Origin of the sequence: Corynebacterium limaceinasi (assembly GCF_046717465.1) — a bacterium.
In the GTDB taxonomy this organism is placed as follows: domain Bacteria; phylum Actinomycetota; class Actinomycetes; order Mycobacteriales; family Mycobacteriaceae; genus Corynebacterium.
In genome coordinates this window covers 2,092,254-2,118,617 of the sequence record NZ_CP177100.1, presented here as the reverse complement: position 1 = coordinate 2,118,617, position 26,364 = coordinate 2,092,254, and the positions used below count along the sequence as shown (strand labels likewise).

Genomic DNA, 26,364 nt, shown 5'->3' with positions numbered 1-26,364 from the left:
ATTACCCCCTAGCTGCACAAACAGTTAGGGGGTAAAAGTTTACAAGTCAGCCAGGTGGCTATTTACCCGCCACTTTGCGCAGACAGCGTCCCAGACTTCGGGTTATCGCGGAAGCACCAGGCGGTCAGTGCGGCGAAGACTAGGGTCAGGCAGGCAAGCCCGCCGACGGTGAGGAAATACGCGGAATCGTAGGCGGCTGCGGCGGCGTCATGTGTGGCCGGCGATGAGAGTGCGTCGGTGCCTTGCGGGGCGAGGGCATCGGGAAGCTTGTGCGTCATCAGTAGCGGCACGAGGGAGCCGGTAATGGCGATGGAGAGCAGCGTACCGAACTCGTAGGACACGGCCTCCACACCGGAGGCCATGCCTGCCCGGTGGGAGGGGGCGGCGTTAATGATGGCGGTGGAAGAAACGGACATCGAGGAGCCAGCGCCTAAGCCGGTGAGGATGAGGCCGGTAATAAATACCGCGAGGTTATCGGCGCGGTCGGCCCAGATGATGCCCAGCATGCCGATGGACATGCTCAGGAAACCGCCGCTGATGATGGGCAAAAAGCCCACGCGGTGTAAGACGGTGCCGCCCACAATGGCGGTGGGAATGGCCGCAACCGCCATGGCGGAGATGAAAAGGCCGGCGTCGAGGGGCGAGAGGGCATCGACAAGCTGCAGCTTTTGGGTGGTCAAAAGCTCAAGGCCCGTAAGGCCAAACATGGCGCCACCGGCGGTGAGTACGCCGCCGGTAAAGGTGGGCGAGTAGAAGATGTCAAAGGTTAAAAGCGGATCATTAAGCCGGCTTTGCCGGTGGGCAAAGGCTGCGGCGCCGAGCAAGAAGGTGGCGATGGAGCAGGCCAGCAGCATGACATTGATTTCGGTGGCCGCCGCCGTCTTAATGGCCAGGACCAGGCTGGAAAGGGTAATGAGCGCGTAGAACGAGGACGGAAAATCCCAGTGCTTGTGCGGGTTCGGCAGGTTGGGCGGGCCAAGGAGGAAGGTAAGGATAATGGCGAGGGCCACGATGGGCACGTTGATCAAAAAGACCGAGCCCCACCAGAAATGCTCTAAGAGGAATCCACCCACGGTGGGCCCGGCGGCAGCGCCCACGACGGCGACGGAACTCCAAATACCAATGGCTTTATTGCGCTCAACCTCATTGGGGAAGGTCAGGCGGATAAGCGCCAGGGTGGAAGGCAGCATGATGGCAGCGCCCAGACCTAATAGGGCGCGGCCGGCGATGAGCAGCCAGGCATTGGGCGAATAAGCCGCCACGAGGGAGGCGGTGCCGAAGGTGGCCAGGCCAATAAGGAACATCAGGCGGTGGCCAATGCGATCGCCTAATGTGCCGGTACCGAGGAGCAAGCCCGATAGAACCAGCGTATAGGCATTGATGATCCACAATTGCTGCATGTCAGTGGCGTGCAGCTGCTGCGTTAGCTGAGGCAGTGCCGTATAAAGGATGGAATTATCCAGGCCCACCATGAGCAGCCCCAAGGACACCACGGCAAAGAAGGACCACCGCTGTGCTGGGGTGGAGGGCGCCGCGGCCGCGCGGTGCGGGGGCTTAGTGGCAGTATCAGGTGACTCGATGCTCATCGCTAGAAACCGTAGCGAATCAGTGTGTGATAATTCAGATTAGTATTGCCTTCCTCACAGATAGGCCGGTGGTGTGAGTATGCAGGAATTGCTGGACTTTCCTGCACGTTTAGTAGCACAGTGGTACTAGAACAGTTAAAGAGTTAAGGATGATGTTTAATGGCACGCAATTACGCAGAACAACTTGTTGAGACGCTAGAAAAGCAGGGCGTCGAGCACATTTATGGCCTCGTGGGAGACTCCCTCAACCCGATCGTGGACGCGGTGCGCCGCTCCTCCATCGAGTGGATCCACGTGCGCAATGAGGAAGCAGCGGCCTTTGCCGCCGAGGCGGACTCGCTGACCACCGGCAAGCTGGCCGTTTGCGCGGCCTCCTGTGGCCCGGGCAATACCCACCTCATCCAGGGCCTTTATGACGCCAACCGCAATGGCGCCAAGGTGCTGGCCCTGGCATCGCACATTCCTTCCCGCCAGATTGGCTCCCACTTCTTCCAGGAAACCCACCCGGAGCAGATCTTCCAGGAGTGCTCCGGCTACTGCGAAATGGTCATGTCCGGCGACCAGGGCGGGGTAGTACTCCACCACGCCATCCAGTCCACCATGGCCGGCAATGGCGTCTCCGTGCTGGTTATCCCTGGCGACGTTTCTACCGAAGAGGTGGACGATGACACCTTCGTAGAATCCAAGATCTCCACCGGCCGCCCCGTGGTCTACCCGGACCCGGCCGAGGCCGCAGCGCTGACCCAGGCCATCAATGAGGCCGAGTCCGTCGCGTTCTTCGTGGGTGCCGGCGCGAAAAATGCCCGCGAGCAGGTGCTGCAGCTGGCAGAAAAGGTCAAGGCCCCCATTGGCCACGCGCTCGGCGGCAAGATGTACATCCAGTACGATAACCCGTTTGACGTGGGCATGTCTGGATTGCTCGGCTACGGCGCCGCGCACGAGGCCACCCACGAGGCGGACCTGCTGATCCTCTTGGGCACGGACTTCCCGTATAACGACTTCCTGCCTAAGGGCAACGTGGCGCAGGTCGATATCAACGGCTCCCACATCGGCCGCCGCACGAAGATCTCCTACCCCGTGACCGGCGACGTTGCCGCCACCATCGAGAACATCCTGCCGCACGTGGAGGAGAAGAAGGACCGCTCCTTCTTGGATAAGATGCTGAAGAAGCACTACGACAAGCTGGAGCACGTCGTGGAAGCCTATACCTCCAACGTGGAAAAGCACACCCCGATCCACCCTGAGTACATCGCGGATCTCATTGACCAAGAGGCCGACGATGACGCCATCTTCACCGTCGATACGGGCATGTGCAACGTCTGGGGCGCGCGCTACATCACCCCGAATGGCAAGCGCGAGCAGATCGGTTCCTTCCGCCACGGCACCATGGCAAACGCCCTACCGCAGGCCATCGGCGCGCAGCAGGCTAATCCTGGCCGCCAGGTCATTACTTTCTCTGGCGACGGCGGGCTTTCAATGCTCATGGGCGAGCTGCTGACGGTCAAGCTGCACCAGCTGCCGGTCAAGATGTTCGTATTCAATAACTCCTCGCTGGGCATGGTCAAGCTGGAGATGCTGGTGGGCGGCATCCCGGAGCACGAGACCGACCACGAGTCCGTGGACTTTTCCAAGATCGCAGAAGCCGCCGGCATCAAGACCTTCCGCATCGAGGATCCGAAGCAGGCTCCGAAGCAGATCAAGAAGGCCTTGGCTTATAACGGCCCTGCGCTTATCGATGTCGTCACCGACCCCAACGCCCTGTCCCTGCCACCGACGCTGACCTTCGACCAGCTCCTGGGCTTCTCCAAGGCCGCTACCCGCACCGTCTTCGGCGGCGGCGTGGGCTCCATGCTGTCCATGGCCAAGTCCAACCTGCGCAATATCCCACGCCCGCAGGACTTCTAAGCTATAACTGCCAAATAGCGCGCTAGCCACGCTTCCTTTTTCTTACCGCGGATTCCGTTCCACGGTTGGGAAGGGGAAGCGTGACTTTTTGCTTTCACAGGTTTCAGTCAGAAACTTATCAGTAGGCTAGAAACTGGGTTTGCCATGATGGTTTAGTGAAGCTTGCACGCACGCAGGTGTGCAGATGACAGGAAGTAATAGGAGCTACAGGACGCATGGAAGACAATAAACTTGCCAAAGTCCTCGTCGTTGATGACGAGCCGAATATCGTGGAGCTTTTGACGGTATCGTTGAAGTTCCAAAATTTTGAGGTCTACAGCGCCAACTCGGGCAATGAGGCCCTGCGCGTGGCCCGCGAGGTTAACCCGGATGCCTACATTTTGGACGTCATGATGCCAGGTATGGACGGCTTTGAGCTCTTGGGCAAGCTGCGCCAGGAAGGCCTGGATGGCCCAGTGCTGTACCTGACCGCCAAGGACGGCGTGGATCAGCGCATTCACGGCCTGACCATCGGCGCAGATGATTACGTCACCAAACCCTTTAGCCTCGAAGAGGTCATCACCCGCCTGCGCGTGATCATGCGCCGCGGCGGTGCCGCCGAGGAGTCTTCTAATGACGCCACCATGAGCTATGCCGATCTGACCTTGAATGACGATACCCACGAGGTCACCAAGGGCGGCGAGCTCATCGAGCTTTCTCCCACGGAATTCAACCTCCTGCGCTACCTCATGCAAAACAAGGAAGTGGTGCTCTCCAAGTCCAAGATCCTGGACAACGTCTGGCACTATGACTTCGGCGGCGATGGCAACGTCGTGGAATCCTATATTTCTTACCTGCGCCGCAAGATCGATACCGGCGATACGCAGCTTATCCACACCGTGCGCGGCGTTGGCTATGTGCTGCGCACCCCGCGGTCCTAAACTGACGTTTTATAATGGCAGATTCACAGGAGAACCCCGCTGCGGGCAGGACCGCGCAGTCCCAGCCCCAGCAGCCGCAGCAGCCGCCAAAGAAGTGGCATGAGCAGCTGGATCAGCTGCCACAGCAGGGGCAGGGAAAGAAAAAGAAGCGCTCCAAGCGCGACTACATCAAGCAGATTCCGCAGGCGATGCCCCTGCGCACCTGGCTTGTGGTTCTCCTCGTGGTCATCTCCGGCCTCGGGTTGACGGGTTCGTCCTTTGCCGTGAACTCGATCATGCGCAACGTGCTGTATAACAACGTCGATAGCGAACTGCGCTCAGCGTCGTCTTCCTGGGCACGCGATGTGGGCAATGACTTCTTTTTAGGTGATCACACCAAGCGCCCGCCCACGGAATACGTGGTGCTCAATTACCTTCCGGATGGCACGATTCGCTATTCCGGTCCCACGTCCACCACCCCGGACGTGGAGGGCGTTCCCTTGGGCGGGTACCCCACGACGGTGGGCTCGATTGAAAATAACACCAAGTGGCGCGCGCTGGCCTTTGCGGATTCCAATGGCGTTATCACCGTCATTGCCAAGGACATGACCCATGAAAAGGAGATCCTGCATGGCCTTGCCATGGTGCAGGTATCCATTGCAGCGATTGCCTTGGCAGCCATGGCCGGCGTGGGCTTCTGGTTCATCCGCAGGGCGTTGCGGCCGCTGCGGGTGGTGGAATCGACGGCATCGGAAATCGCGGCCGGTGATTTGGACAAGCGCGTGCCTGAATGGCCGCTGCATACGGAGGTTGGCCAATTGGCCGCCGCGCTCAATATCATGCTGGGCCACCTGCAGCGCTCGGTCGTTACGGCGCAGGAAAAAGAGGAACAGATGCGCCGCTTTGTCGGCGATGCCTCCCACGAACTGCGCACCCCGCTGACCAGCCTGCGCGGTTACACGGAGCTCTACCGCTCTGGGGCGACAAACGATGTCGATCTGGTCTTTTCCAAGATCGATAAGGAATCCAAGCGCATGTCGTTGCTGGTAGAGGATCTGCTTGCGCTTACCCGCGCGGAAGGAACGCGTCTAGACCTGCGGCCGGTGGACCTTCTGGAGCTTTCCCTTTCGGTGGGATCGTCCGCGCGCGCTGCCTTCCCCGAGCGCGAGGTCAAGGTGGTCAATAATGCGCAGTCCATCCCCGTGGTCAATGGCGATGCAGACCGCCTCCACCAAGTTCTGCTCAACTTGATTACCAATGGGCTGCGCCACGGCGGCGAGGATGCCACGGTCACCCTGCAGTTGCGCCGCGACAACAAGGACATCCTCGTGGATGTCATCGATGACGGCAAGGGAATGTCGTCCGAGGACGCCGCCCACATCTTCGAGCGCTTCTACCGCGCGGATTCCTCGCGCACGCGCGATACCGGCGGATCCGGTTTGGGCCTTGCCATCGTGCATTCCTTGGTGGAACAGCACGGCGGCAGCATCAGCGTGGACTCCAAGCTGGGCCAGGGCACCACCTTTACGGTGCGCCTGCCCGCGCTGGAGGAACCAGAGGATTAGTCCTCGCGGTAGCCATCCTCGTTGGTGCCTAGGTGCTGGCGGATGCGCGCGGCCGCCTCATCCATGGCGGCATCGTCGGTGTCCTCGGCGGCATAGGCCTTGGAAAAGTCGTACTCTTCCATCTTCTCGGTGGGGAAGAGGTGGATGTGGGTGTGCGGCACATCGAAGCCGGCGATGACGTAACCGGTGCGCGGGGTGTCGTACGCGTTCTTGATGGCCTCACCGATTTCCAGGGCCACCTCGTTCAGGTGCGCCCAGGTCTGCGGATCCAGGTCGGTCCACTTATCCACTTCCTCTACGGGCACGACCAGGGTGTGGCCGTAGCGCAGCGGCTCGATGGAGAGAAATGCCACGCAGGTCTTATCGCGGTAGACAAAGCGGGCGGGTAGGTCACCAGTGATGATTTTGCTAAATACAGAAGCCATAGCTGCCAGGCTACCCCCAGCTATGATGGTGGGCATGCGCATTCTCGTAATTGGTTCGGGCGGCCGTGAACACGCCCTCGTGAAAGGACTGCACGCTGATCCACAGGCTACGGAGATCCACGTCGCGCCCGGCAGCGCGGCCATGGAACCGCTGGCTACCCTGCACCCGGAATACTCCCAGGTAGATGATCCAGAACGCATGGTGGAACTGGCTCGTGAGATCAATGCTGAGCTCGTGGTCATCGGCCCTGAGGTGCCGTTGGTCGCAGGCGTGGCGGATGCGCTGCGCGCAGCAGGCATCGCCGTCTTTGGGCCGAATAAGGACGCGGCCCAAATTGAAGGCTCCAAGGCCTTTGCCAAGGAAGTCATGGAAGCCGCTGGGGTCAAGACGGCCCGCGCGGAGCAGCTGCGCCCAGGCGCTAGCGATACCGATATTGAGGCCGCGCTGGATAATTTTGGCCCGCAGTTCGTGGTCAAAGATGATGGGCTGGCAGGCGGCAAGGGCGTGGTAGTCACCGGCGAGCGCGCCGCCGCCCGCGCGCATGTAGATGCGGTCTTAGGCGCCGGCAATCCGGTGCTCTTGGAATCTTTCCTGGACGGGCCTGAGGTATCGCTATTTTGCCTTGTCGATGGCGAGACCGTCGTGCCGCTCTTGCCCGCTCAGGACCACAAGCGCGCCTACGATAATGACGAGGGCCCCAATACCGGCGGCATGGGCGCGTACACACCGCTGCCGTGGCTGGGCAAGGACGACGTGCAGCGCATCGTCGACGAGGTATGTACCCCGGTTGCCAAGGAAATGGTGCGCCGCGGCACCCCCTATTCCGGCCTGCTCTATGCCGGGCTAGCTTGGGGCGACGAGGGCCCAGCGGTGGTGGAATTTAACTGTCGCTTTGGTGACCCAGAAACCCAAGCGGTGCTCTCGCTCCTACAGTCCCCGCTGGCGCAAGCGCTCAACGCCACCGCCACCGGCACCCTGGCAGAACTTGCGCCGCTGCAGTGGGAAGACGGCTTTGCCATCACCGTGGTCATGGCGGCAGAGGGCTACCCAGCCTCGCCCCGCAACGGCGATGCCATCACGGGCGAGGGCCTCGAGGATCCAGAGCGCGTGCTGCACGCCGGCACGAAACGCTCCAATGGGGTATTCCAAAGCAATGGTGGCCGCGTGCTCAACGTGCTGGGCAAGGGCGACACGCTAGATGCCGCGCGCGAGAATGCCTACGCCACCGTCCAGGGCATTGAATTTGCGGGAGGGTTTGTCCGTGGGGACATCGGCAAGCGTGCGGCAGCCGGTGAAATTTCTATCTAGCAAGTAGCCACGGGGGAGGGCAGGCATGGAATAATAAGCCACGTGGCTGAGAAGAAGAATATCCCCAACGTCCTGTCCTCCCGTTATGCTTCTGCGGAGCTTGCCAATATTTGGAGCGCGGAGCATAAAATCATCCTCGAGCGCAAGCTATGGATCGCCGTGATGCACGCCCAGAAGAACCTGGGCGTGGACATCCCCGCCAAGGCCATTAGCGCGTATGAAGCCGTTATCGAGGACGTAAACCTCGAATCCATTGCTGAGCGCGAGCGCGTCACCCGCCACGATGTGAAGGCCCGCATCGAAGAATTCAATGCGTTGGCCGGCTACGAGCACATCCACAAGGGCATGACCAGCCGCGATCTCACCGAGAACGTGGAGCAGCTGCAGATCCACACCTCGCTGGAAATCATCCGGGATAAGGCCATCGCCGTGGTCTCGCGCATCGGCCGCCACGCCGCCGAGTACCAATCCCTGGTCATGGCCGGGCGCTCGCACAACGTGGCCGCGCAGGCCACCACGCTGGGCAAGCGCTTTGCCACCGCCGGCGATGAAATGCTGCTGGCCATCGAGCGCGTGGAAGACCTGCTGTCGCACTACCCGCTGCGCGGCATCAAGGGCCCCATGGGTACCTCGCAGGACATGCTGGATCTCATGGGCGGTTCCGAGGATAAGCTCGCCTCCCTAGAGACCAATATTGCGGATTACCTAGGCTTCCGCCGCATCTTCAACTCCGTGGGCCAGGTGTACCCGCGTTCGCTGGATTTCGATGCCATCTCCTGCCTCGTCTCCCTGGGCACCGCCCCGGCATCGCTTGCCACCACCATCCGCCTGATGGCTGGCAACGAGACCGTCACCGAGGGCTTCAAGGAAGGCCAGGTGGGCTCGTCCGCCATGCCGCATAAGATGAACGCCCGCTCCTGCGAGCGCGTGACCGGCCTGCAGGTCATCCTGCGTGGCTACCTCACCATGGCCGCAGACCTCGCCGGCAGCCAGTGGAACGAGGGCGATGTCTCCTGCTCGGTGGTGCGACGCGTGGCGCTTCCCGATGCCTTCTTTGCCATCGACGGCCAATTCGAAACCTTCCTTACCGTGCTCGATGAATTCGGAGCCTTCCCCGCCATGATCGACCGCGAGCTGGAGCGCTACCTGCCCTTCCTCGCCACCACCCGCATCCTCATGGCGGCGGTGCGCGCCGGGGTGGGCCGCGAGACCGCCCACGAGGTTATCAAGGAAAACGCCGTGGCCGTGGCCCTGAACATGCGCGAAAACGGCGGCAACCAGGACTTGGTCCAGCGCCTTGCAGCGGACGACCGCCTGCCCATGGACGAGGCTGAGCTCGAAAGGGTCCTCGAGGATAAGCACGCCTTCATCGGCGCCGCCGAATCCCAAGTCTCCCAGGTCTTGAACCGCATCAAGGCCCTCGTGGGCGAGCACCCGAAGGCCGCCGCTTATACTCCGGGCGAAATCCTTTAGCGCTGTGCGCGGGCTTACGTTCCCGCGCACGCCCGCGCGTTATGATGAAGACCATGCGTCCTGAGCTTTCTTCTTATACCCATGTAGCCTCCGGTAAAGTCCGCGATATTTACGATGTGGATGACACTACCCTGCTGATGGTGGTCTCTGACCGCATCTCCGCCTACGACTTTGCCTTGGAACCGGCCATCCCGGACAAGGGCCGGGTTCTCACGGCCACCTCGAAGTTCTTCTTTGATGCCATTGACTTTCCCAACCACCTCGCGGGACCGCTTGATGATGAGCGCATTCCGGAAGAATGCTTGGGTCGCGCCATGGTGGTCAAGAAGCTAGACATGTTGCCCTTTGAGTGCGTGGCGCGCGGTTTCCTTACCGGTTCCGGCTTGAAGGAATACCAGGCTGACGGCACCGTGTGCGGCATCGAGCTGCCCGCCGGCTTGGTGGAGGCCTCCCGCTTGCCCGAGCCCATTTTCACTCCGGCCACCAAGGCTGAGCAGGGCGATCACGATGAGAACGTCTCTTTCGAACACGTGGCAGATAAGCTCGGCCGCGAGCGCTCCGAGGAACTGCGCGCGGCCACCTTGCGTATTTATGCCAAGGCCGCCCAATTGGCGGAGGAGAAGGGAATTATCTTGGCCGATACCAAATTCGAGTTCGGCCTCGATGCGGATGGCACGCTCGTGCTTGCCGATGAAGTCCTCACCCCCGATTCCTCCCGCTACTGGCCCGCAGATTCCTACGTGGAAGGCGAGGTCCAGCCCTCCTTTGATAAGCAGTACGTGCGCGATTGGCTGACTTCTGATGCCTCCGGCTGGGATAAGTCCTCTGAGACCACCCCGCCCGCGCTTCCCGATGACGTCGTTTCCGCCACCCGCCTGCGCTATATCGAGGCCTACGAAAAGCTATCGGGTGAGCGCTTCGCGGACTTCCTTGCGCCGCGTTCCTAGCCGCCCAGGCCGGTCTAGGCCGGATAGGGCAACCGCGTGTTAGCTGGTTGCCCGCGGCTGTTGCACGCCGCTGGGGAACCGCCGGTGACGCGTACAGTGGTAGGGCATGAGTGATGAAAAGACGACCGCACCGGTAGCCCCAGTCCACCCCGTAAAGCGCGAATTTCACGGCCGCGAATTCGTGGATAATTACGAGTGGCTACGCGATAAGCAATCGCAGGAAACCCTGGATTACCTCAATGCCGAAAACGATTACACGGCGGCGCATACCGGGCACTTGGATGCGATGACGGAGAATATCTTCCAAGAGATTAAATCCCGCATTAAACAAACCGATATGTCCGTGCCAGCCCGCCGCGGTAAGTACTGGTACTACGGCCGCTCCGAGGAGGGCAAGAACTACGGCTATTCCTGCCGCATCCCGGTAGAAGAAGGCAGCGATCCCTGGACCGCACCGGTGATTCCGGAAGAAGGAAGCCCAGAAGACGAAGAAATTATCCTGGACGCCAATGCCCTGGCAGAGGGAAAGGACTTCTTCGCCCTTGGTGCGGCCTCCATCTCAGATTCCGGCCGCTACTTGGCCTATTCCGTGGACTTCGCTGGCGATGAGCGCTTTGAACTGTCCATTAAGGACCTCGATACCGGAGAGCTGCTGGACGATCACCTCACCGGCATTTTCTACGGCGCTACCTGGGCAGGCGACGGCTATATCTTTTACTCCACGGTGGATGATGCCTGGCGCCCGGATGCGGTGTGGCGCCATAAGGTAGGCACCGAGCAATCCGCGGATGTGCGCGTCTTCCATGAGGAGGATGAGCACTTTAACGTGGGCATCGGCAGTGCCCGCTCCGATAAATACCTCTTCATTGGGGTGGGTTCGAAGATTACCTCGGAAGCCTGGGTGCTAGATACGGACAACCCAGAAGGCGAATTCCGCCCGCTGTGGACGCGCGAGACCGGCGTTGACTACGACGTAGACCATGCCGTGGTGGGCGGCGAAGACTACTGGATTGTCACCCACAATGCCACCGGCCCGAACTTCGCGGTGGGCTATGCCAAGGTCGATGAGGATCTTCCCGCCCTGCGCGAACTGCCGGAGCTTTTGGCACACGATGACACCACCCGAATCGAGGGCGTGGACACCTACCGCGACCACATGGTGGTGGGCTACCGCCGCGGTGGCATCGGCCGCGCCGCCATCATGCGCGTTGGCGATGACTTCGGGGAATTCGAAGAACTCAACTTCAACGAGGAACTCTTTACCGTCGCCGTGGACGGTAACCCGGAATGGGACGCGCCGGTAGTCCGCGTGAACTACGTGTCCTATATCCAGCCCGCGCAGCTTTTTGATTACCGCGTGGATACCGGCGAGTACACGCTGCTAAAGGAACAGGAAGTCCCCGGCGGCTATGTTCCGGATGATTACGTGGCCTACCGCATCTGGTCGACCGCCAGCGATGGCACCAAGATCCCAGTCTCCGTGGTGCACCGTTCTGACTTGGACCGCACCAAACCCAATCCGACGCTGCTGTATGGCTACGGCTCCTACGAGGCCAGCATGGACCCGTACTTCTCCGCGACCCGGCTATCGCTCATGGACCGCGGCATGATTTATGCGGTTGCCCACGTGCGCGGCGGCGGCGAGATGGGCCGTCAGTGGTACGACGACGGCAAGATGCTGCAGAAGAAAAACACCTTCACCGATTTCATCGCTGTGGCTGATGACCTCATCGAGCGCCGCGTGACCACCCCGGACCAAATGGTGGCCGAAGGTGGATCCGCCGGGGGCATGCTCATGGGCGCCGTGGCGAATATGGCACCTGACCGCTTTACCGCTATCCAAGCCGTGGTCCCCTTCGTGGACCCGCTGACCTCGATGCTCATGCCAGAGCTTCCCCTTACCGTTCCCGAGTGGGAAGAGTGGGGCGATCCGTACCACGATCCGGAATACTACGACTACATGAAGTCCTACTCTCCCTACGAGAATGTTGAGGCCAAGGACTATCCGGACATCTTGGCTATCACCTCGCTGAATGATACCCGCGTGTTGTATGTGGAACCGGCGAAGTGGATTGCGCAGCTGCGCGCTACCGCCACCGGCGGCGAGTTCCTGCTCAAGACGGAAATGGCCGCCGGGCATGGTGGCGTATCCGGCCGCTACGATAAGTGGCGCCAAAACGCCTTCGAATACGCCTGGACCATCAATAAGGCCACCGGACTTACGGAGTAACCGCGCAGCACAGTCACGCGCTGGCCGGCACCCTGGCCTGCGTTCTGGCCAGCGCGCGGATCTGGCGGTACTGTGCGATAATTTGAGCTATGACTAGCCACCTTCTGGTTTCTATCTCCAGTATTTTTGAGGACACTCGGAAGCAGGCTACAAGCTTCCTGTCGGTTCTGGACCGGGAGGAAATTCCCGTCTCCCTGCTCATCGCCCCGCATATTGATGGCAATTGGCACCTGGCCAAGGACAAGGACACTCAACAGTGGCTGAAGGATCAGGCGGCCGCGGGCCGTCCGCTTATCCTCAATGGTTTTGACCAGGCAGTCCAAGGCCGCCGCGCGGAGTTTGCCAACCTTAATTCGCACGAGGCGAAGTTGCGCCTAGCCGGTGCCACCCGGCAGATGGCGCAGATTGGTTTCGAACCCACCATCTTCGCGCCCCCGCGCTGGCGCATGTCTCCCGGAACGTTGCAGGTCCTGCCCAAATTCCCCTTTGAGGCGGCGGCTTCTACCCGCGGCATCCTGGAGGTGCCCACCGGCAAATTCCACCAAGCCCGCAACCTTTCTTTTGGTGAGGGCTTCGGTTCCGCCAAGTGGTGGCGTAAAAACATCATCCGCGCGGCCGAGCGCTCCGCCGAGCGTGGCAATACCGTGCGTCTTTCCGTCTCCGCCCGCAACCTAGATGACCGCAAGGTCATCAAGGACTTTGTAAAGGCAGCCCGCCGCGCCCTCGACGCGGGCGCTACTCCCGCTGATTACAGCATTTACCTGCCGCGTTAGTCCGGTGGAGGCCTCATAGTAGATCACATGAAACGAACAGATGAACTAACAACGCAACAGGCGGCAGACCTTCTGAATGTCTCTCGGCCGCGAGTCATCGAGCTCATGGACGAAGGAGCCCTGGAGGGACATACAGAATACGCCCACCGGCATCTGTATGCCTCCAGCGTGCAGGGCTATAAACGCCAGAGAGACCTTGAGCAGCGTGCTGCTGCAGACGAGCTCGCGGTGCTTTCTGACGAGATGGGCTTATACGAGTAGGCGCTCCTACTTGCTCAGGCCGTTGATGAAGTCCTTCGCCTGCTGGGGGAGCATGCCCCAGATACCAGCGGGGATGATCTTCTGCAGGTTGCCGGTGGCCGCCATGAAGCCGGGGATAGCGAGCAGGCCGGCCAGGATGGCAAAGCCGATAATGGCGCCGGTGCCCCAGGAGCTAGAGCCGAACCCGAAGCCTGGGCCATCGGTGTTGTCGTCCTGGTTGGCATCGTTGCCCTGATCGCCGTCGTCGGTGGATTCATCCTCGCCGAGCGTGAAGCCGACCTTGACGGGGTCGTGGTCAGAGGCACGGAAGGGGGAATCGTCGTAGAAATCTACGGCGTTGTAGTTGCGGCGGGAGTACTCAAAGGCGACGGGCTCGTCGGCGTTGATGTTCCACACTTGGGCATCGTCAAGCGCGCCCGAAGCAACCTCATTGGCTAGGACGTGGTCCAAGGTGCCGAGCAGGCCGCCGAACTGGTAGGAGGTATCGGCGCCGTACTTTTCGGCAGGCACGGTAAAGCCATCATTGCGGAAGACATCGAGCGCGGTTTCATGGGTGTAGGTATTGAAATCACCCAGGGCGAAAAGCGGCTTATCTTTCCAATCGTCCTGCTTGTGCAGGGCATCGAGCACGGCCTGGGCTTGGGCATTGCGGACGTTGGGGTTATTGCCCTGGCCATCGCCGGAATCCTCATCGCCCTTGGCCACCGAGCCCTTGGACTTGAAGTGGTTGGCCACGGCGACGAAGGACTCGTCATCGCTATTGAGCGGCTGGAATTCCTGGGCCAGCGGCTCGCGGGCGGTGCCGGAAAAGCGCGGATCCTGGAAGATGCGGGATTCGCCCACGGGCTTGACCACGTCCTTGTGATAAATGAACGCAGTGCGGATGACATCGGGGTGCTCAGGGACCTGTTCCTTGGACGGGGAGGGCACGAAGGCCCACTTCTCGGAGCCCGCGGCCTCGTTGAGTTTTTCGGTCAGGCGTTTCAGTGCCTTATCGCGCTGGTTAAAGTCCCCGGTGACGGCGTAGCCATCTTCGATTTCGGAAAGGCCGATGACATCGGCATCGAGGCCATTGATGGCGGCGACGATCTTGCGCTCTTGGTCCTTTAAGGCGGATTCGGTATAGGCGCCGCGGGTCTTGCCGCGGTTGACGGTGACCTTATTTCCTTCGCGGTCGGTATAGGCGCTGCCGCCGAATTCCTCGCCCAGGGAGGTGAAGTAATTCAGCACGTTGAAGGCGCCGATGGTGTATTCGCCCTTGACGTCATCAACGGCGTGCAGCTCCGCATCGCGGGATTCTTCCCAGGAGATGGGGAGATCGGCGCTAGCGGACTCACCTGTGACCGGCTCGGTGGGCTGGAAGCGCCACTGATCGTGGGAGTAGCCCACGATGACTGGGTGCTGGAATTCCACGGTATCGGTGGTGCGCAGGGACTTGATGGTCTTGCCGCCATCTTGGGCGATATAGGGCAGTGGGGTGTCCTTATCGGTCCTTAAATAATCGCGGGTGCGGCCATCATCTAAGGTAACGAGCTTTTCCGCGTTGTCCTTGGCCAGTTTTTGCAGATCGGAATTGGGGTCGGTGGAAGGGGAGTGGACATCGGAAGGCTGGCGGAAGGCCTCATCGCCCGGGGCGAGGCCGACCTCGCCGTATTGGTTGAGCGAGTAGTTATTGGTCACGGTGTGCGTGCCGGGCTGGATGAGCATGTGCTCAAAGGACTCGCGGGCGCTGTCGCCCTGGGGCAGCTCATCCACGGCGAGCGGGGTGACCTCCTCCAGCGCGGTATCGAGCTGCTTGAGGGAAGAAGCGCTGACCTGGGTGGCGCCGTAATACTCGGAAACCTGGCCGGTGACCTCTACGGAATCACCGATGCTGGGGTATTTATCGGCGCCCTTTTTACCCATGTGGACAAATAGCGCCTGGGAGGCATCGGTGGCTTCTTTGCCGGTGCCGCCGGTCTGGATGGTAAAGCCGTTGAGCCCGCCCTCGCTCCACACGCCGGTGACAACGCCCTGGGTAGCAACGTTTTGGCCCTCGAGCGGGGAGGTATCGCCGGGGCCTTGGATTTCCGCAATCGGGGTTATGCCTTCGGGCGCGGGAAGATTCTCAGAACCTGCGGAATTATCGGAGCCACCCGGCTGCGGGGCCGGGGACTCGTTGCCAGAGTTGGTAGGAGACGGTGCACCGATGGTGAAGTCTGCGGAGTTGTCATCGGTATCGGCGCCCGCCGCGTTGCGGAAAGCAGAGGTGTCATTAGACAGCGAGCCCGTGGGAGCTCCTTCAGACTTGGAGGCGGCGCCGTAACCTACGAGGTCAATGGTGTTGCCGGTGGCATCGGCAAGCTGCACCGAGCCTTTCGTGCCGGACATATTGACCTTGCCTTGCGCATCCGGGGTGGGAAGAGCCTGGGCCTGACCATTGCCGGCCGCACCCTGCACCAGGTAGTAACCGTGGGGAGCAATGGTGCCAGACAGGGTTATCTTGCCGCCGCTACTGCCGTTGGAGGCGAAGTACTCCACGGACCAGCCGGTGAGATCGATTGCAGCATCGGTGGGGTTATAAAGCTCGATGAAATCATTGGAAAAGCTCGCACCCTTATTTCCGCCACCGCCGTAGACCTCAGAGATGACCGCGGTGGAATTATCCGGGGCGGCCAAGGCGGTAGGCACCGCGACGGATAGGGAGAGGGTGGAGAAACTGGCAGCGAGGGCTACCCTGCCAAGGCGGCGAAGAGCCATAGAAGTCACCTTAATCATAGAGAAAGTTGTCATGGACGCCTTTTATTTTTACTCGCTGAACAATCGGTGTACCCAGGGTCGCAATCGGTGGGGTGTGTGCGAGCAGGCGGTGAAACCTGGGTGCCGCGCAAAATTCGTTTTCCTGTTGGTCGTAATTTACGCGGAGTTTGCATTACCGGGGTGAAAACCCTGCAGTGGGGGTATATCTAGGGATTGGGCGGGGGTATGACTACACTGAATCGGGCAGACCTAAGCCCCATACAGTAAGGCAAAAATTTCATGGCTCGTGTAGTTGTCAATGTCATGCCCAAGGCGGAAATTCTGGATCCGCAGGGCCAAGCTGTCGTCCGCGCATTGGGTCGCATCGGAGTATCCGGTGTCAGCGATGTGCGCCAAGGAAAGCGCTTCGAACTCGAGGTAGATGATTCCGTTACCGCAGAGGAACTGGATAAGGTGGCAGAAACGCTGCTGGCTAATACCGTCATCGAGGACTACGAGGTTACGCAGCTGGAGGTCAAGTAAGTGACCGCAAAAATCGGAGTAATCACCTTCCCCGGCACCCTGGATGATGTGGATGCCGCCCGCGCGGCCCGCACCGCCGGCGCCGAGGTCATTAACCTCTGGCACGCAGATGCTGATCTGCGCGGCGTGGACGCGGTAGTCGTGCCGGGCGGTTTTTCCTATGGTGACTACCTGCGCTCGGGCGCTATTTCGGCGCTCGCCCCCGTCATGCGCAGCGTCATCGACCGCGCCAAGGCGGGAATGCCGGTGCTCGGCATTTGCAATGGTTTCCAAATCTTGACTGAAGCAGGCCTCTTACCGGGCGCATTGACTCGGAATAAGGGCCTGCATTTTCATTGCACCGATACTTACCTGGAGGTGGAGCACTCCACCACGGCCTGGACCAGCGAGTTTGAAAAGGGCCAAAAGATTTTGGTGCCCGCCAAGCACGGTGAGGGCCGCTTCCAAGCAGGCGATGACGATATCGCCCGCATCGAGGGCGAAGGCCGCGTGGTCTTCCGCTATACCGATAATTACAACGGCTCCATCAATGGCATTGCTGGGGTAAGCGATGAGACCGGCCGGATTGTGGGCCTCATGCCGCACCCCGAGCACGCCATTGACCCGCTGACCGGCCCATCCACCGACGGATTGGGACTATTCGTATCCGCCATCAAGGCCGTCGCGGAAGCGCCGGCGGTTTAAGGAGGCCACCTACATGACCGTTTCTAATGACACCGTAGACAAGGCGCAGTCCACCCCGGATGAGCAGCAGCCGTACGTTGAGCTCGGCCTGAAGGATGACGAATACCAGCGCATCCACGATATTCTGGGCCGGCGCCCCACCGACGCGGAGCTTACCATGTACTCCGTGATGTGGTCCGAGCACTGCTCCTATAAGTCTTCCAAGACGCACCTGCGCTACTTTGGTGAGACCATGACGGAGGAGATGGGGGAGAAGATCCTCGCCGGCATTGGTGAAAACGCCGGCGTGGTGGACATCGGCGATGGCAATGCGGTGACCTTCCGCGTGGAATCGCACAACCACCCCTCCTACGTGGAGCCCTACCAAGGCGCGGCCACCGGCGTGGGCGGCATCGTCCGCGACATCATGGCCATGGGTGCGCGCCCGATTGCCGTGATGGATCAGCTGCGCTTTGGGCCTGCCGATGCCCCCGATACCAAGCGCGTGTTGCCCGGCGTCGTCTCCGGCGTGGGCGGCTACGGCAACTCCTTGGGTCTGCCCAATATTGGTGGCGAAACCGTCTTTGATGAAACTTATGCGGGAAACCCGCTGGTCAATGCCCTGTGTGTGGGCACGCTCAAGGTCGATGACCTCAAGCTCGCCTTCGCCTCCGGCACTGGCAATAAGGTCATGCTCTTCGGTTCCCGCACCGGCCTGGATGGCATCGGCGGCGTATCCGTACTGGCCTCCGATACCTTTGAAGACGGCGCGGAGCGCAAGCTTCCTGCCGTGCAGGTGGGCGACCCCTTCGCGGAAAAGGTGCTTATCGAATGCTGCCTGGACCTCTACCACGCCGGTGTTGTGGTGGGCATCCAGGACTTGGGCGGCGCCGGCCTGGCGTGCGCCACCTCTGAGCTGGCCGCGTCCGGCGATGGCGGCATGGAGGTCAACCTCGATGCCGTGCCGCTGCGCGCGGAAAACATGACCGCCGCGGAAATCCTCGCCTCCGAGTCCCAGGAGCGCATGTGCGCCGTCGTGGCACCGGAGAACGCGGAGAAGTTCCGCGAAATCTGTGAGCATTGGGAGGTCACCTGCGCCGAAATCGGTGAGGTTACTGAGGGTGACCACCTGGTCATCCGCCACCAGGGCGAGGTCGTGGTCGATGCGCCGGCTGGCACCATCGCGGATGAAGCGCCCGTCTACGAGCGCCCTTACGCCCGCCCCGAGTGGCAGGATGAGCTGCAGAAATACCAGGGCACGGACAAGCGCGGCCTGGTGGAATCCCTGCAGAAGCTCGTCTCTTCGCCTTCGCTGTGCTCGCGCGATTTCATCATGAATCAGTACGACCGCTACGTGCGCGGCAATACCGTCCAGTCCCATCACGCGGACGCGGGCGTGCTGCGCATCGATGAGGAGACCGGCCGCGGCGTCGCCGTTTCCGCCGATGCTTCTGGCCGCTACACCAAGCTGGACCCGAACATGGGCGCGCGCCTGGCCCTGGCGGAGGCCTACCGCAACGTCGCGGTCACCGGCGCCAAGCCCGTCGCGATTACCAACTGTCTAAACTACGGTTCGCCGGAGAACCCGGACGTGATGTGGCAATTCCGCGAATCCGTGCATGGGCTTGCCGATGCCGCCGTGGAACTGTCCATCCCCGTCTCCGGCGGCAACGTCTCCTTCTACAACCAGACCGGCTCTGAGCCCATCCTGCCCACCCCGGTCGTGGGCGTGCTCGGCGTTATCGACGATGTGCACGAGGCCATTGGCAATAACCTGGGCACCGTCAATGAGAAGGAAGTCCTCATCGCCTTGGGCGAGACCAAGGATGAGTTCGGCGGTTCCATCTGGCAGCTGGTGAGCGCCGAGGGCGCCGACAAGGACAACCTCAATGGCCTGCCGCCGCAGGTGGACATGGCCAATGAGAAGCGCCTCGCGGGCTTCTTCCACGGCAACGATCTGCTTACCGCCGCACACGATGTCTCTGAAGGCGGCCTAGCCGTCGCCGCCTTTGAGATGGCCAAGCGCGCCGGTGCGCTTGCCGATGCCGCCGGCCTCGGCCTCGACCTCGATCTCACCGCCGTGCACGAGGACGCCTTCACCGCGGCCTTCTCCGAGTCCGCTTCCCGCGCGCTCGTGGCCACCACCGCTGACCGCGCCGATAAGGTGCTCGCCCGTGCGGCAGAGTTCGGCATCCCCGCGGCCATCGTGGGCGAGACCACCGAAACCGGTGCCCTTACCCTGGGCGGCGAATCCGTGGCCATCTCCCAGCTGGTTGAGGCATGGTCTGCCACCTTGCCTGACCTCTTCGGTCACGCCGTGGGTGCCAACTCCGTTGTGGAGTAAGCCAGCCCCTGTCACCGCTTAGCTCAAGCCCGGCTTTGGCCGGGCTTGAGGAGCATTTAGACTATCTTCGGTGATCGGGGCCGTTGCCCAATGAGCATCGCCCTTTCTCTCTGTCTCGAATCGAAATTTTTATATTAGGAGTCCCATGAGCGCGCATTCCCGCCATCAAGCCTCCGCGCCCGCATCAACAGTGCTGCGGTGGTACCACCATTGTATTGGGCTGGTGTTTGGCCTCGTGGTTGCCGCAATTTCTGCCGGAAAACTGAATTACGGTGACTGGGGTGCGCTATGGATTGCTGGATTGCTCGTTCGCGATGGAAATCGGGAGCATCTATATAGAATCGATGAACGCGATTTCGCACTGCCACGTGGTGATGTGTGGTTAGACACCATCGCCCACTCTGATGTCACTGAGTTCCCGCACCCTTATGTTCACGTCCCATTTCTCGCGGATGTGATGAGCCTGGTCGTGCGGGTCATGAGTTTTGATGTCTCCGTGATTTTACTCGCGATTGCTTCCGGTTGGGCGTTGGTGGTGCTGATAGTCTCCGCCTGGTTCTTGTGGTTTGAAGAAGAGATACCAACCATGGCCTTGCTTTTTGGAATCCTCTTGGGCTGGGCATCGGTAGCTTTTCAATCATCGTTGCTACTTGGCCAGACGAGCCCGCTGATTTTTGCGGGAGTTGCCTACGGCCTTGCTGCTGCTCGCGTGCACCCAGTGCGCGCGGGAATTGCACTAGGGCTTGTATCTGCAGTGAAGCTAACCCCCATTATTCTCGTGCTCATCTGCGTGGTTTTCCCGCGGGCGCGGAAAGCGGGATTGGTAGCACTCGGGACAGGAGCCGTTGCTGTACTCTACTCAATCGTCGTTTCTGGCTGGGACGTGTTTACCTCTTGGTGGGATACCCTTCAGGACATCAAGGCGGCAATAATGGTCGCTCCTGTCAACGGATCGATTGCTTCCCAATTGAGCACCAACCGCGTTGAAGATGACAGCATTCTTGTCACCATCGTCCATGATCCTTCACTGGTTGCCAGCCTTATTCCGCCTTTTGTAGCCCTGGCATTGATTGCGCTGGTTATTGTTACCGCTTTGCGGTCACAGGAGCCGTGGCGCATTGCTGCCGTCGGCATCTTTACGGTTCTTACGGCTACCGCCAATATCTTGTGGGACCATTACGTCTTGTGTGCCGTATTGCCACTGCTAGGCGTTCTGGCCCGCGGGCAGAATCGCATCATTTATGTTGTGCCGGTCTTGGGGCTCTTCTTCTTCCCACCACTGGCCAAGGCAGATTCTGATATGTGGTTGTCGTGGTCCTCTTTCATCGCCTTGGTGGGCTTCGTCATCGCACTGTGTATCGCGGAGTTAAGCCGGAAGGACGCCCTGCCTCTGCGGGACCGCCGCCTTTCCTTCAAAAAGGCGAGTTAGTAGGCGGCTTTTCTCCACTAAATCCGCTACCACGCACCTCCGGAACCGAGGACTTGAAGATCGCTGCCCGGCTGCTATCCGCCCGATGATGGTGGCACCCACTCAGTGATGGTGTATATCCACGGCGGGCAGTTGGTGCTGAATGCGCTTGCCGATGCTGCCGACCTCGGCCGGGCCTTATTGTTTGGTTTACGCTACTATTTAAGATCTATGGACAGTGAAGGAGGATCGTCATGGCACCTGTACGAGTGATGATTCAAACTGCTGTGCTCGCTTGGGCGGTATCCCGCACAGGGCTCTCACAATCCGCGCTACTCAAGCAATTCCCCAAAATCCATGAATGGGAAACTGGTGAAGAGCGTCCCACTCTAAAACAAGCGAAAGACCTAGCGAAGAAAGCTCACATCCCTTTCGGCAGGCTGCTTCTCGATGCCCCCACAGGCGATGGAGTTGAGGTCGCGGATTTTAGAACCGTGCGCAATGAGCAGCTCGATACGGTCAGCCCAGAGCTGCAGGAAGTCATGTTCGCTTCCCAGACTCGCCTCGATTGGTACGCCGAATACGCACGGGACATAGGAATTGATCCGCCGGAGCTTTTCCGTAGCGCGACGATTTCTGAGTCTGCAGCGGTTGCTGCTAGTAGCGTTCGGGACGCGCTCCGCCTCAAGCAAGAAGCTCCTCTTCCTGGGCGTGACAAAGTTCGTGAATTGGTTTCATTGATGGAAGATGCCGGGATACTCGTCGCCCGAAACTCCATTGCCGAAAACTCCACCCGTAGGGCACTTAATGTAGAGGAATTTCGTGGATTCACCCTTGAAGAGGATGGCTACTGCCTAGTTTTCATCAATACCCGCGATACCAAGACAGCCCAGCTTTTTAGTATTGCGCACGAATTGGCGCACGTTGTGCTTGGTAAACCCGGAATTTCTGATCATTCGGAGCGCCTAGAAACTGAGCAATGGTGTAATCAATTTGCTGCGGCCTTCTTGTGCCCGGGAGCTTCCTTAAGGGAGGATTTCCAGCCCACTGACGAGCTAGAGGAACAGGTATCAACGCTATCCAAGATATACGGTATGAGCCGCGAAGCATTGTTGTGGCGGCTAGTAGGACTTGGAATTGTCCCACAAGAAGAAGCTATTCCACTTGCGGCACGGTTCCGGAAAGAACAGGCGCTAATAAAGACTTCACGAGATGCTAAAGGTGCGCCTCCCCGCCATGTTTTAATTAAATCAAGGGTGGGAGAGAGATTTTTTGAGACAGTATTAGACGCCGCAGAATCAGGAGTCCTACCTGAAAAACAAGCTGCAAGTCTTCTGGGAACAACTACGTATGATTCCTTTGAAAAGCTTGTGTCGTCTGCACGATCTTCGGGAAGAAAAGCGGTATAAGCGATGTACGTCATCGATACGAGTTTTCTTGGTGAGTTAACGACTACTTATCCAGAAGATATATTCCCTAGCTTATGGAAAGAGCTTGAGACGAAGCTTTTCGTTCCGGGGATTTGCTTCCATGATGAGGTCCACGAAGAAATGAAGAACTGGGGGCATCCTCGCTTTGCGTGGTATGAAAACCTTGTCCGGCCCAGTCAGCGGTTGTCTCCTGATAAGGCAGAAATCCTAGCTTATGAAGAAATGACACGTTGGGTCAGTACGGAGCGCGAGCCTAAATACAAACCAAACGCAGTAAATATATTTTTGGATGCTGCAGATTCTTGGTTAGTTGCCTCCGCGTATCGGCATAAAGCGAAGATTGTAACCAACGAGAAACCCGCGCCAAATGGAAAAGCACGAGTGAAGATTCCGGATGTAGCACAGTACTTTGGCGTCGAGTGTTTGGGTGGTATTGATTTCTTAAGAAAACTTAATATCAGTATTTAGTCTCCTGTATGTGGTATAGAACTTTGTGGAGCTAAAACCGCGTGTATGTAGGTGAATATCTCGTCCGCGAGAGCGTCGCTATGGTACTTCGAAAACATCGTCGTGCCCTTTCGCATTTGGCCGAGCGCCAATTCACGAGCAGCAAGCAGGATCGAATCTTCCATCAAAAGCTCATCGATTGCGAAGTCTCCGGGATACAGGATGGTCTTAACAGGGCCTGCTGAACGATAACTACTTCTGAACGTGTAGCCGCGCATATACGCCGGCGGCTCGTAGGTATCAGCGATATTTAATGTCGTGCAGGGCTTCCAAGTTCCGCCTTTGGAATTGCGACTAATTCTTAGGAAGAGCATTTCCACGTTGTTAATGCTCAAAGTGGCCACACGGCGATCGATAGCGGACCTGTTTGTAGAGGGCATCGCCGTGACGGTCCAGATTTTCTTCTCCGTCAGATGTGGATAGGGGATGACATATGCCACGTAAGCGGACAGCGACCTTAAAATGTCCTCCCATCCAGGCTGCTTTCTAAGCTCCTCGAACTTTTTATTTGAAAGGTTTCGCTTTTTAGCGGTAACGGCTCGGTCGCCGATTTCGACCTCTCCTTCATCGGTAGCTTCTACGTCGAGCCATTTGGCTTGGACTTGCTGATCTATGAGCGCATCGAGTGGGGAATCGCCCAAAGGCTGTGCGAGGAGTGTCTTATTGCGCAGTAGAATTCCTGCTTTTCGGCGGCGTTGAATCTCGCCATATTCTGCCATGTTGAGGTCCCTCGCAGGAACCGGACAGAAATTTACGGCAACGATGTCAGGGTAGGTTCGCCGGTGGTCCGCTAGGCGCGAGGGAAAATTCACTGACTGACCCACGTATTGCTCGCCATTGGAAAACTCAAGCACATAGATGCCGCATGGATTTTTCAGCGTCAAGACTGCCGAGGGAGCCACATCGGAGGTGTAGTCCCACCTTTTGAATCGGAGATTACTCATTGCTTTCCCACTTTATTCGTCTGGTTCAAGTTAATCAGGCTGTGGTCGTGACTTCCTCGTAAAAGCGCGGAAACACTTGCGAGTGACTCCGGTTCTCTTACTGAAAGCAGAATCTCCACCATGCATTTCCGGAAACGAGGACTAACGTTGCCGGTATGAAGATCGTTGCCCGGTTGCTGTCCGTCCCGCTTGCGCTTGTAGCTTTCCTCTCGCTGTGGCTTGCGGTGGCGCCGTTTACGCCGCATATCCCGTACTGGGGCGCCGGTGCGCTTATTGGCCCGCAGTACGTAGGGCCGGTGATTATCTTTTCCCTTATTCTCTTGCTGCTTGCGGTGCTAGGAAGGTTCGCCTCCCGCAGCTTTTACGTGCCAGGCGCGTTCGCGGCGGTTGCGCTCATTGCAGGAATAGCGCTTTTTGGGACGCAGATTCATGCTGCGAAGGAGCAGGGGACCGACGTAGATATTCGCGCCGCGTTGAGCTGGGCCGGTGTGGAAAGCACCGATGAAGGCCCCGATCACACGGTGGCCTACGATTTCTTCCATGGCGAGGACCTAGACATGGATATTTATACGCCCAATGATGGCGGCACCCACCCGGTGATGATGTATGTCCACGGCGGCGGCTGGGATCAGATGAACAAGCACTCCCAGGCGTTCAATATGCGGCAGATGGCGCAGCGCGGCTACCTCGTATTATCCATCGATTACACGCTGTCCAGCTGGGATCAGCCCACGTGGAAGGTGGTAGCGGGGCAGGTGGGCTGCGCGATGAACTGGGTCAACGCCCATGCCGCAGATTATGACGGCGACCCAGGGCGTTTCTTTACATACGGCGAATCCGCCGGCGGCCAGTTGGTGCTGAATGCGACTGCCGATGCCGCCGCGCACCCCAACCACTTACCTTCCGCCGATTGTCCCGGCACGCCGGCCGTTCCCCGCGCCGTGTATGCGGACTCACCGGCCCTCGATGTCCGCCACATCTATGATTCTGACGATCCTTATGCCGCGCAGGGTTCCCGCGATACCGTGCAGAAATACCTGGGTGGAACGCCCGAGGAATATCCCGACCGTGCAGATTTCGTCACCTCAGCTACGCACCTCACCAAGGACATGCCACCCATCAAGATTGTCCGCAGTGACCACGACCGCCTTGTTCCACCGGAAAGCTATGATGATTTCCGCCGCTTAGCGCACCAGAAAGGCATCGAGCTTAGCGAGTATGTGCGTCCGCACGCCGATCATGCTTCCGCCCTTAGCGCGCACGGGGTGTGGAACCAACATCTTCTCCAGGCGATGCCCGCGTTTTTCAGCGAGCACGACCCGAAGAAACAATGGTTGGTTGGTAAACCTTGGTTTCGTGTTTAGGCCGCCTGAAGGAAAGAGTGCCCGTGGTTCAGATTGCTGACCTTGATGGCTCCAAAAGCTGCCCAGGTGACGTGGAGGAGGAGCAGAATTAGCAGGGCGGCGCTGACGGTATTCATCCACCTCATACCCCACTCGAGCGCGGCGGGTTGCGTGGATAAGGTCTGTGTGCCGAGGCAGCAGGTGCCCACGGGGAAGGTGCTGGCCCACCACGTGGGGTTATAGGACATTGGGGTGTTACTAAGGGCTGTTCCCCAATGCTTGATAATTGCATAGATCGATAGAGGGACACCGACGCTGAGCATCGCGACACCGTAGACCATGGCGCGGAAGTGCCATTGGTCGCCGGCGAGTAGTTGTGCTGCCGCGGTGGATTGGCCGACAAGACCCAGTGGGATCCAGGTGGTGGCAACCAAGCTGGTGGGAACCGTGGAAAAGACTCGCCGATAAACGAGGACGAACATGGGCAGTCCTGTGACCAAAGCCAGGAAAAAGCAGAACACGCCAATACCGTGGACAATCGAACCCCACTCGCCTGCTTGCGGTGCCAGCTGCGCCGAGGAAGTTGCAGTAACCATGGGCGCTACTAGTGGCAGTCCCCAGGTAAAGGCCGGAGAGTCGGGGCGTTTGAGGACAAGGAACTTTAGATACTTTATACAGGTAATTACGCTTAAAACGCCTCCTATTGCCCAACACACTGTGTGGATCAGCCAGGCATCCAAGATGAGAGAGTAGGCACTACCCAAAGCTAGGATGCCCATGGAGACCATGCCCCACGCAGGCATGGCTTTGGCGTTAAACCCTGGCTTACGGTACTTAATGAAACTTATTGAGAGCGCTAGGGCGACAAGCGTTGCGACGCTGAGCATGATTTCTGCGGGAAGGTGGCCCAGGGTTGGGCTCAGGTGAGCATCGATGAGAGACGAGGAGATTCCGAGCCCCATTACCGCTCCGGCCCAGCCAGGACCCAGCGGAGGAAGTTCTATCTCATTGCGAACCTTTAACATATTTTTCAGGTTAGGCACTGCTTGATGTGCGCGGGAGAGCGCATAATCCGAACGGGGTTACAATAA

21 protein-coding genes are annotated in these 26,364 nt (G+C 59.3%); 16 read left to right on the top strand and 5 right to left on the bottom strand.

The features are described from left to right. Positions 1–62 precede the first annotated feature (62 nt). Positions 63–1,586 (bottom strand): MFS transporter, encoded by a 1,524-nt coding sequence (locus ACLI1Q_RS10295; protein ID WP_349883470.1) that lies wholly within the window; start codon positions 1,584–1,586, stop codon positions 63–65. A 159-nt stretch (positions 1,587–1,745) separates the two neighbouring features. Between ACLI1Q_RS10295 and ACLI1Q_RS10290 the strand changes: the two genes are divergently transcribed. The 3 genes from ACLI1Q_RS10290 (at position 1,746) to ACLI1Q_RS10280 (ending at position 5,955) form a co-directional block, all read left to right on the top strand. Next, a complete protein-coding gene (locus ACLI1Q_RS10290) occupies positions 1,746–3,491 on the top strand; it encodes a pyruvate dehydrogenase (protein ID WP_023029543.1) in 1,746 nt (581 codons plus the stop codon). A 215-nt stretch (positions 3,492–3,706) separates the two neighbouring features. Then, positions 3,707–4,411, top strand: coding sequence for a response regulator transcription factor (locus ACLI1Q_RS10285; RefSeq protein ID WP_005279568.1), 705 nt, complete (start codon positions 3,707–3,709; stop codon positions 4,409–4,411). A 14-nt stretch (positions 4,412–4,425) separates the two neighbouring features. Then, entirely contained in the window at positions 4,426–5,955 is a 1,530-nt protein-coding gene (locus tag ACLI1Q_RS10280) for a sensor histidine kinase (protein ID WP_023023874.1), read from the top strand. Here ACLI1Q_RS10280 and ACLI1Q_RS10275 read toward each other — a convergent pair. Continuing rightward, positions 5,952–6,380 carry an HIT family protein gene (locus ACLI1Q_RS10275; protein ID WP_023023872.1) on the bottom strand — a complete coding sequence of 143 codons (429 nt, stop codon included), beginning with the start codon at positions 6,378–6,380 and terminating at the stop codon, positions 5,952–5,954. The genes ACLI1Q_RS10280 and ACLI1Q_RS10275 overlap by 4 nt on opposite strands. Before the next feature lie 34 nt (positions 6,381–6,414). On the opposite strand from ACLI1Q_RS10275, the gene purD reads away from it, so the two are divergent. The 6 genes from purD to ACLI1Q_RS10245 all read left to right on the top strand — a co-directional run bounded on the left by purD (position 6,415) and on the right by ACLI1Q_RS10245 (position 13,373). Beyond that, a complete protein-coding gene (purD, locus tag ACLI1Q_RS10270) occupies positions 6,415–7,689 on the top strand; it encodes a phosphoribosylamine--glycine ligase (protein WP_239268373.1) in 1,275 nt (424 codons plus the stop codon). Positions 7,690–7,722: 33 nt separating this feature from the next. After that, positions 7,723–9,162, top strand: coding sequence for an adenylosuccinate lyase (gene purB / locus ACLI1Q_RS10265; protein WP_198010518.1), 1,440 nt, complete (start codon positions 7,723–7,725; stop codon positions 9,160–9,162). Between the two features lie 53 nt (positions 9,163–9,215). Continuing rightward, positions 9,216–10,109: a phosphoribosylaminoimidazolesuccinocarboxamide synthase gene (locus tag ACLI1Q_RS10260; protein ID WP_198010514.1), complete on the top strand. Its 894-nt coding sequence runs from the start codon at positions 9,216–9,218 to the stop codon at positions 10,107–10,109. Between the two features lie 106 nt (positions 10,110–10,215). Next, complete coding sequence (locus tag ACLI1Q_RS10255) at positions 10,216–12,339, top strand: S9 family peptidase (RefSeq protein ID WP_239268371.1); 2,124 nt, start codon at positions 10,216–10,218, stop codon at positions 12,337–12,339. An 89-nt stretch (positions 12,340–12,428) separates the two neighbouring features. Further along, on the top strand, positions 12,429–13,112 hold the full coding sequence (locus tag ACLI1Q_RS10250; protein ID WP_023023862.1) for a DUF2334 domain-containing protein: 684 nt from the start codon (positions 12,429–12,431) through the stop codon (positions 13,110–13,112). A 27-nt stretch (positions 13,113–13,139) separates the two neighbouring features. Then, the gene (locus ACLI1Q_RS10245) at positions 13,140–13,373 is read left to right on the top strand and encodes a helix-turn-helix domain-containing protein (protein ID WP_023023861.1); all 234 of its coding nucleotides are present in this window, start codon (positions 13,140–13,142) and stop codon (positions 13,371–13,373) included. A gap of 6 nt (positions 13,374–13,379) precedes the next feature. On the opposite strand, the gene ACLI1Q_RS10240 is transcribed toward ACLI1Q_RS10245, so the two are convergent. Beyond that, the gene (locus ACLI1Q_RS10240; RefSeq protein WP_239275377.1) at positions 13,380–16,112 is read right to left on the bottom strand and encodes an ExeM/NucH family extracellular endonuclease; all 2,733 of its coding nucleotides are present in this window, start codon (positions 16,110–16,112) and stop codon (positions 13,380–13,382) included. 279 nt (positions 16,113–16,391) lie between these two features. On the opposite strand from ACLI1Q_RS10240, the gene purS reads away from it, so the two are divergent. From purS to ACLI1Q_RS10210, 6 genes are all read left to right on the top strand, one after another. Continuing rightward, positions 16,392–16,634: a phosphoribosylformylglycinamidine synthase subunit PurS gene (purS, locus tag ACLI1Q_RS10235; protein ID WP_005279580.1), complete on the top strand. Its 243-nt coding sequence runs from the start codon at positions 16,392–16,394 to the stop codon at positions 16,632–16,634. Beyond that, a complete protein-coding gene (gene purQ / locus ACLI1Q_RS10230; protein ID WP_239268368.1) occupies positions 16,635–17,318 on the top strand; it encodes a phosphoribosylformylglycinamidine synthase subunit PurQ in 684 nt (227 codons plus the stop codon). Between the two features lie 13 nt (positions 17,319–17,331). After that, entirely contained in the window at positions 17,332–19,641 is a 2,310-nt protein-coding gene (purL, locus tag ACLI1Q_RS10225; RefSeq protein WP_411696982.1) for a phosphoribosylformylglycinamidine synthase subunit PurL, read from the top strand. Positions 19,642–19,786: 145 nt separating this feature from the next. Next, positions 19,787–21,070 carry a glycosyltransferase family 87 protein gene (locus tag ACLI1Q_RS10220; protein WP_284849511.1) on the top strand — a complete coding sequence of 428 codons (1,284 nt, stop codon included), beginning with the start codon at positions 19,787–19,789 and terminating at the stop codon, positions 21,068–21,070. A 233-nt stretch (positions 21,071–21,303) separates the two neighbouring features. Beyond that, positions 21,304–22,458 carry an ImmA/IrrE family metallo-endopeptidase gene (locus ACLI1Q_RS10215; RefSeq protein ID WP_284849510.1) on the top strand — a complete coding sequence of 385 codons (1,155 nt, stop codon included), beginning with the start codon at positions 21,304–21,306 and terminating at the stop codon, positions 22,456–22,458. Between the two features lie 3 nt (positions 22,459–22,461). Next, positions 22,462–22,947: a DUF4411 family protein gene (locus tag ACLI1Q_RS10210; protein ID WP_284849509.1), complete on the top strand. Its 486-nt coding sequence runs from the start codon at positions 22,462–22,464 to the stop codon at positions 22,945–22,947. Here the strand turns inward: ACLI1Q_RS10210 and ACLI1Q_RS10205 are convergent. After that, positions 22,944–23,930 carry a GIY-YIG nuclease family protein gene (locus ACLI1Q_RS10205; protein ID WP_284849508.1) on the bottom strand — a complete coding sequence of 329 codons (987 nt, stop codon included), beginning with the start codon at positions 23,928–23,930 and terminating at the stop codon, positions 22,944–22,946. The two genes, ACLI1Q_RS10210 and ACLI1Q_RS10205, sit on opposite strands and share 4 nt — an antisense overlap. 155 nt (positions 23,931–24,085) lie before the next feature. Between ACLI1Q_RS10205 and ACLI1Q_RS10200 the strand changes: the two genes are divergently transcribed. Beyond that, entirely contained in the window at positions 24,086–25,294 is a 1,209-nt protein-coding gene (locus ACLI1Q_RS10200) for an alpha/beta hydrolase (RefSeq protein WP_349819779.1), read from the top strand. Here the strand turns inward: ACLI1Q_RS10200 and ACLI1Q_RS10195 are convergent. Next, positions 25,291–26,298 (bottom strand): TDT family transporter, encoded by a 1,008-nt coding sequence (locus ACLI1Q_RS10195; protein WP_284849506.1) that lies wholly within the window; start codon positions 26,296–26,298, stop codon positions 25,291–25,293. The two genes, ACLI1Q_RS10200 and ACLI1Q_RS10195, sit on opposite strands and share 4 nt — an antisense overlap. Positions 26,299–26,364: the final 66 nt, after the last annotated feature.

Coding starts and splice junctions, on each gene's coding strand:
- ACLI1Q_RS10295 (WP_349883470.1), bottom strand. CDS start 1,586: ATGAGCATCGAGTCACCTGATACTGCCACTAAGCCCCCGCACCGCGCG.
- ACLI1Q_RS10290 (WP_023029543.1), top strand. CDS start 1,746: ATGGCACGCAATTACGCAGAACAACTTGTTGAGACGCTAGAAAAGCAG.
- ACLI1Q_RS10285 (WP_005279568.1), top strand. CDS start 3,707: ATGGAAGACAATAAACTTGCCAAAGTCCTCGTCGTTGATGACGAGCCG.
- ACLI1Q_RS10280 (WP_023023874.1), top strand. CDS start 4,426: ATGGCAGATTCACAGGAGAACCCCGCTGCGGGCAGGACCGCGCAGTCC.
- ACLI1Q_RS10275 (WP_023023872.1), bottom strand. CDS start 6,380: ATGGCTTCTGTATTTAGCAAAATCATCACTGGTGACCTACCCGCCCGC.
- purD (WP_239268373.1), top strand. CDS start 6,415: ATGCGCATTCTCGTAATTGGTTCGGGCGGCCGTGAACACGCCCTCGTG.
- ACLI1Q_RS10260 (WP_198010514.1), top strand. CDS start 9,216: ATGCGTCCTGAGCTTTCTTCTTATACCCATGTAGCCTCCGGTAAAGTC.
- ACLI1Q_RS10255 (WP_239268371.1), top strand. CDS start 10,216: ATGAGTGATGAAAAGACGACCGCACCGGTAGCCCCAGTCCACCCCGTA.
- ACLI1Q_RS10250 (WP_023023862.1), top strand. CDS start 12,429: ATGACTAGCCACCTTCTGGTTTCTATCTCCAGTATTTTTGAGGACACT.
- ACLI1Q_RS10245 (WP_023023861.1), top strand. CDS start 13,140: ATGAAACGAACAGATGAACTAACAACGCAACAGGCGGCAGACCTTCTG.
- ACLI1Q_RS10240 (WP_239275377.1), bottom strand. CDS start 16,112: ATGGCTCTTCGCCGCCTTGGCAGGGTAGCCCTCGCTGCCAGTTTCTCC.
- purS (WP_005279580.1), top strand. CDS start 16,392: ATGGCTCGTGTAGTTGTCAATGTCATGCCCAAGGCGGAAATTCTGGAT.
- purL (WP_411696982.1), top strand. CDS start 17,332: ATGACCGTTTCTAATGACACCGTAGACAAGGCGCAGTCCACCCCGGAT.
- ACLI1Q_RS10220 (WP_284849511.1), top strand. CDS start 19,787: ATGAGCGCGCATTCCCGCCATCAAGCCTCCGCGCCCGCATCAACAGTG.
- ACLI1Q_RS10215 (WP_284849510.1), top strand. CDS start 21,304: ATGGCACCTGTACGAGTGATGATTCAAACTGCTGTGCTCGCTTGGGCG.
- ACLI1Q_RS10210 (WP_284849509.1), top strand. CDS start 22,462: ATGTACGTCATCGATACGAGTTTTCTTGGTGAGTTAACGACTACTTAT.
- ACLI1Q_RS10205 (WP_284849508.1), bottom strand. CDS start 23,930: ATGAGTAATCTCCGATTCAAAAGGTGGGACTACACCTCCGATGTGGCT.
- ACLI1Q_RS10200 (WP_349819779.1), top strand. CDS start 24,086: ATGAAGATCGTTGCCCGGTTGCTGTCCGTCCCGCTTGCGCTTGTAGCT.
- ACLI1Q_RS10195 (WP_284849506.1), bottom strand. CDS start 26,298: ATGTTAAAGGTTCGCAATGAGATAGAACTTCCTCCGCTGGGTCCTGGC.